This is a genomic window from Inquilinus limosus MP06 (genome assembly GCF_000767795.1).
Taxonomy (GTDB): domain Bacteria; phylum Pseudomonadota; class Alphaproteobacteria; order DSM-16000; family Inquilinaceae; genus Inquilinus; species Inquilinus limosus_E.
The window spans coordinates 1-4922 of record NZ_JANX01000488.1 but is presented as its reverse complement, the minus strand read 5'-3'; the positions used below and the strand labels follow the sequence as shown (position 1 = coordinate 4922).

Genomic DNA, 4922 nt, shown 5'->3' with positions numbered 1-4922 from the left:
GCAGCAGGAAGCAGCCGCCCGCCCCGCGCGCCCGGCGCCAGCCGGCCAGGGCCGAATGGGCGTGGCCGAGATGCAGGAAGCCGGTCGGGCTGGGGGCGAAGCGGGTGACGACGGTCATGCGGCAACAGAGGGGCGTCCCCACCGCCGCGTCAAGGCCGAGACAGCGTCAGGCGGCCACCGCCATCAGGCGCGGTGCGGCGGGCGCCGTCAGGGGCCGCGGCAGGATGGCGAGGGACAGGGCCGGGATCAGCGGCCGCAGCACGGCCAGCAGCTCGGTCCGCAGCCGCTCGATCGCGGCCACCGGCACCTCCGGCGCGCAGCCCAGCTCGATCTCGACATAGACCACCCCGCCCGCCCGGCGGGTGCGGATGGCGCCGGGATTGCCGAAGCCGCCGGCGCAGCGCGCCAGCGCGGCCGCCAGGGGCCGGCGCACATCCTCGCCGCAGGCGGCGTCGATCAGCTCGCCGATGCTGCTGCGGATGATCTGCACCGCCCAGAAGGCCATGGATAGCGCCACCAGCAGGCTGGCGACCACGTCGATATACGGGCCGGCCGCGGTGTCGCGGAACAGCACGGCGCTGCCCAGGGCAGCCGCCATCAGCAGGTTCGAGGTCACCTTGTCGATGAACAGGCGGATCTGCGACTGCACCAGCGGCGAGGGGTCGTGCCGCCGCTGCACCCGATAGCGCATCAGGATGGCGCCGTTGACCAGGCCGTAGACCAGGTTGATGGCGAGCCCGGCGAAGATGCCGCTGCCGGCGACCGTGGCGCCGCCCTGCGACAGCCGCAGCCCCGCCAGGGTGACAACGAGGCACAGCGAGGCGACCATGAACACACCGACCACGGCGCTGGCCAGGCTCTCCAGCTTGCCGGTGCCGTAGTCCAGCCCCGCCGGCCGCTCGGCCAGCGCCCGCCGCGCCACGATCCAGGCCACCAGCACGCAGGCGGTGTCCAGCACGGTCAGCAGCAGGTCGGCGGCCAGCGCCAGGGAGTTCGACTCCAGCACCGACCAGGCGGTGACCGCCAGGGTCGGGATCACCGCCAGAACGGCCAGGCGCGCCGTCCGCTCGCGTCGGCGCGCCGGCGCCATGGCGTCCGCCCCAGGCCCCGTCCCGATGCCGTCCGTTCCCTCGACCACCGCCATGATCGCCTCCCCGATGCTGCCGCCCCGGTCAGGCCGGGGCTGGCGCCGCGTTTCTGGAACGGCTGGACTTTGCAGCGGCGCCGCATAACCCGATAGGTCCAGATCGGGGGGACCGTTGGTGCCAGATGGGCTTCCGATGGGTCCAGAGCCCCCCTTTCGATGAGTCCAGATGGCGGCGACACCGCGCCGGTTGACAGGCCGGGGGCCGCTCGGGACAGATGGCGCATGGATACGACCACGCCCCTCTTCGGCCCCCGCCTCGCCCCGGCCAGCGGCCGCGCGCCCAAGGCCCTGATCGTCCTGCTGCACGGCGTCGGCGCCGACGGGCAGGACCTGATCGGGCTGGCGCCGCACTGGGCCCGTTATCTGCCCGAGGCCGAGTTCCTGGCGCCGGACGGGCCCGAACCCTGCGACATGGCCCCGTTCGGCCGGCAATGGTTCAGCCTGCAGGACCGGACGCCCGCGGTGATGGAGGCCGGGCTGCAGGCCGCGGCGCCGATCGTCAACGGCTTCCTGGACCAGGCGCTGGCCGAGCGCGGCCTGACCGATGCCGACCTGGCGCTGGTCGGCTTCAGCCAGGGCACCATGACCTCGCTCTACACCGCGCTGCGCCGGCCGCGGCCCTGCGCCGCGGTGGTCGGCTATTCCGGCGCGCTGCTGGGCGCCCAGACCCTGGCGCAGCACATCGTGTCGCGCCCGCCCGTGCTGCTGGTGCATGGCGAGGATGACGGGGTGGTGCCGTTCGCCGCCATGGCCGCGGCATCGCAGGCGCTGCGTGGCGCCGGGGTGGAGGTCGAGACCCTGGCCCGCCCCGGCCTCGGCCACGGCATCGATCCGGAGGGGCTGGTCGCCGGCCTGGACATGCTGCGCCGGCACCTGCCCCAGGCGATCGGCGGAGCGGCGTGACGAGATCGTGACATTTCCTGCCCTTTGGGCGCAGGATATTGCGTCAAGCGCCTTTCTGCGGTTATCCATGGCGCATTCGCGGCACCGCCCGCGGGAATACGAGTGATGGCGAAGGAGTGGGATGGTGTCTCCCCCACCCGACAGTTGCCCGGCTCTCGTCCTCAACGCCGACTTCCGTCCGTTGAGCTACTTCCCGCTGTCCCTGTGGCCCTGGTACGAAGCGATCAAGGCGGTCTTCCTCGACCGCGTGAACATCATCGCCGAATACGACCGGGTGGTGCGCAGCCCGTCCTTCGAGATGCGGCTGCCCAGCGTGATCTCGCTGAAGGAGTACATCCCCTCGGCGCGACGCCCGGCCTTCACCCGGTTCAACGTGTTCCTGCGCGACCGGTTCAGCTGCCAGTATTGCGGCGAGCGCTTCCCGTCGCAGGAGCTGACCTTCGACCATGTGGTGCCGCGGGCCCGCGGCGGGCGCACCAGCTGGACCAACGTGGTCGCGGCCTGCTCGGTCTGCAACCTGCGCAAGGGGCACCAGATGCCGGACCATTGCGGCATGCACCCTTTGACGCCGCCGCAACAGCCCACGACCTATGAGCTGCAGGAGAATGGGCGGGCGTTTCCGCCCAATTTTCTGCACCAGAGCTGGCGCGACTTCCTGTACTGGGACACCGAGCTGGAACACTGATCCGTTGGATTCGCCTCCGGCGAACCCAACCTACGCGGTCAGGCCAGCTCGAGTAGGTTGGGTTCGCGGCCGCGAACCCAACAGATCTATTGCCCCCAAGGCATGACGGGCACCGCCGCGACGCTGTTCATCGGCGAGCCGTCGACCAGCTTGGTCGAGTAGGACAGGTAGACCAGCGTGTTGCGCGGCCGGTCGTACATCCGCACCACCTGCGTCTCCTTGAACAGGATCGAGGTCGAGCTGTCGAACACCTCCTTCTGCCGGTCGATGCGGTCCGGCAGGGTGATCGGGCCGACCTGGCGGCAAGCCAGGGCGAAGCGCGACGGGTCCTCGGCCAGGCCGAGCCAGCCGGAGACGCCGCCGGTGCGGGCCTGGCTGAGATAGCAGGCGACGCCCGGGATGTCGGGGTCGGTGAAGGCCTCGACGCAGACCTTGTGGTCCGGGCCGATCAGCTTGAAGGCGGTGTTGACGCAGCCGACATCCTCGGCCCGGGCGCCGGAGGCGGCCAGCATGGCCCCCGCGGCCACGACGAAAGCGGAGAGCCGCATGGTCAGACCCGTTCGGACAGCCAGATCGCGGTGCGCGTCGCCGCCTTCACCGCGCCGGACAGCAGGCGGTAGCCCGGCGCCTGCTCGGCCTCGTGCTCGAGGCCGATGTCGCGATGCTCCAGCTCCTCCGCCCGGAAGCGCTCGATCACCGCCTTCAGCTCCGGCTCGTCCCCGCCCAGCGCCTCGGCCTGGCGGGCGTAGTGATCGTCGATCACCTCCTCGACCGCCACCGTGCAGGCCATGGCCGCGCGGTCGCCCAGCAGCGCCGTGGCCGCGCCCATGGCGAAGGCGCCGACATGCCAGAGGGGGTGCAGCAGCGTCGGGCGCACGCCGCGCTCCGCCACCATCCGGTCGAAGGTGTCGAGATGCGCGCGCTCCTGCTCGGCCATGTGCTCGATCACCGGGCCCTTGGGGCCGCGGCCGAGCACGGCGAGCTGGCCTTCATAGATCCGCTTGGCGCCGTATTCCCCGGCATGGTCGACCCGGATCATCCGGGCGATCCGCTCGCGCCGGGGGAGGTCGCCCGGCAGGGCGCGGCGGCGGGAGACGGTCATGCGGCCCTCGTGCTGCCTGAACGCAGGCCGGCGACCAGCAGGACCAGGCCCGCGATCACCGACAGGATGGCGTTATACCCCGCCATCGAGATCCCGAACAGGACGAAGCCCGGCACGTCGCAGCGCACCACCGGCGCGTTCAGCAGCTGGTCGCGCAGCGCCGCGACGCTGCCGCCGGCGGAGATGGCGCTGGTGCAGGCGGTGAAGCCCGGGAACCAGCCGTACTCGACCCCGGCGTGATAGGCCGCCAGCAGGCCGCCGAGCAGGATCACCAGCCCGGCCAACAGCACCAGGGCCCGCCGCGCCGGGCGGATCACCGCCGCCAGCAGGCCGAGCACGATCGCCGCGCCCCAGGGCCAGCGCTGGTACAGGCACAGCTCGCAGGGCTGCAGCCCGCCGAGATACTGCGAGGCGAGGACGGTGCCCAGCACGACGACGCCCAGGGCGGCCGTGAGCCAGGAGAGGAGGTCGAGGCGGCGCAACATGGCGCGGATCATGCCGCGCGAGTGATGCGCCGCCTAGCGCTCAAATGTCGCGAGCCCGGCAGGCCTGTTCTGCTCCGGATGCGCTGGCGCTCCCCCTCACCCTCCCGCCGCCAACGCGGCGGGCCCCTCCCTCTCCCCAAGGAGAGGAAACTTCACCTCTCCTTGGGGAGAGGTCGAAATCGCCCCGGCTATTTCGGGTGAGGGGGTGGTTCAGGCCTTGCCGGCGGGCTCAAACAACCGGGCCTGGAAAGCCTCGCTGAAGTTGCTGCCGGTGATCACCGTCGCCACCCGCCGGCCGGCGAAGCGCTCCCGATTCGTCAGCACCGCGGCCAGGCCGGCGGCGGCGGAGGGCTCGGCCGCCACCCCGGCGCCGCGCAGCAGCAGCCGCGCCGCGTCGAGGATGGCGCCGTCATCGACCAGCAGGATCTCGTCGACGCAGGCGCGCAGCTGGGCCACGGCCGAGGGCACCGGCCGGGCGATCGCCATGCCGTCGGCGATGGTGTCGGTGTCCGGCGTGTCGATGGCGCGGCCGGCGGCGAAGGATTGCGCCATGGCCGGCGCCCCGCGCGCCACCACGCCGACGATCCGAGCCCGCGGCGC

The 4922-nt window shown here is 72.1% G+C and carries 8 protein-coding genes; 2 read left to right on the top strand and 6 right to left on the bottom strand.

Annotated elements, in window-relative coordinates; all coding sequences use genetic code 11:
* The coding region (locus tag P409_RS37350; RefSeq protein ID WP_238578783.1) for a glutamate--tRNA ligase family protein at window positions 1-118 on the bottom strand (118 nt) is incomplete at its 3' end.
* 48 nt (window positions 119-166) lie between these two features.
* Window positions 167-1144, bottom strand: a complete 978-nt coding sequence (locus tag P409_RS26650) for a cation diffusion facilitator family transporter (protein ID WP_034845544.1) — start codon at window positions 1142-1144, stop codon at window positions 167-169.
* A 225-nt stretch (window positions 1145-1369) separates the two neighbouring features.
* On the opposite strand from P409_RS26650, the gene P409_RS26645 reads away from it, so the two are divergent.
* Both P409_RS26645 and P409_RS26640 read left to right on the top strand, forming a co-directional pair.
* Window positions 1370-2050, top strand: a complete 681-nt coding sequence (locus P409_RS26645) for an alpha/beta hydrolase (protein WP_034845542.1) — start codon at window positions 1370-1372, stop codon at window positions 2048-2050.
* Between the two features lie 124 nt (window positions 2051-2174).
* Window positions 2175-2735 carry an HNH endonuclease gene (locus P409_RS26640; RefSeq protein ID WP_430515665.1) on the top strand — a complete coding sequence of 187 codons (561 nt, stop codon included), beginning with the start codon at window positions 2175-2177 and terminating at the stop codon, window positions 2733-2735.
* 86 nt (window positions 2736-2821) lie between these two features.
* Here P409_RS26640 and P409_RS26635 read toward each other — a convergent pair whose 3' ends face one another.
* The 4 genes from P409_RS26635 to P409_RS26620 form a co-directional block, all read right to left on the bottom strand.
* A complete protein-coding gene (locus tag P409_RS26635; RefSeq protein WP_034845538.1) occupies window positions 2822-3283 on the bottom strand; it encodes a CreA family protein in 462 nt (153 codons plus the stop codon).
* 2 nt (window positions 3284-3285) lie between these two features.
* Window positions 3286-3837, bottom strand: coding sequence for a demethoxyubiquinone hydroxylase family protein (locus P409_RS26630; RefSeq protein WP_034845537.1), 552 nt, complete (start codon window positions 3835-3837; stop codon window positions 3286-3288).
* Complete coding sequence (locus P409_RS26625) at window positions 3834-4322, bottom strand: disulfide bond formation protein B (RefSeq protein WP_052121435.1); 489 nt, start codon at window positions 4320-4322, stop codon at window positions 3834-3836. The genes P409_RS26630 and P409_RS26625 overlap by 4 nt, the downstream gene beginning before the upstream one ends.
* Window positions 4323-4532: 210 nt before the next feature.
* A partial coding sequence (locus P409_RS26620) for a pyridoxal-phosphate dependent enzyme (RefSeq protein ID WP_034845533.1) occupies window positions 4533-4922 on the bottom strand: 390 nt, incomplete at its 5' end.

Excerpts from the sequence above, each read along its gene's own strand:
- P409_RS26630 (WP_034845537.1), bottom strand. The coding sequence starts at position 3,837 with ATGACCGTCTCCCGCCGCCGCGCCCTGCCGGGCGACCTCCCCCGGCGC.
- P409_RS26645 (WP_034845542.1), top strand. The coding sequence starts at position 1,370 with ATGGATACGACCACGCCCCTCTTCGGCCCCCGCCTCGCCCCGGCCAGC.
- P409_RS26625 (WP_052121435.1), bottom strand. The coding sequence starts at position 4,322 with ATGTTGCGCCGCCTCGACCTCCTCTCCTGGCTCACGGCCGCCCTGGGC.
- P409_RS26635 (WP_034845538.1), bottom strand. The coding sequence starts at position 3,283 with ATGCGGCTCTCCGCTTTCGTCGTGGCCGCGGGGGCCATGCTGGCCGCC.
- P409_RS26650 (WP_034845544.1), bottom strand. The coding sequence starts at position 1,144 with ATGGCGGTGGTCGAGGGAACGGACGGCATCGGGACGGGGCCTGGGGCG.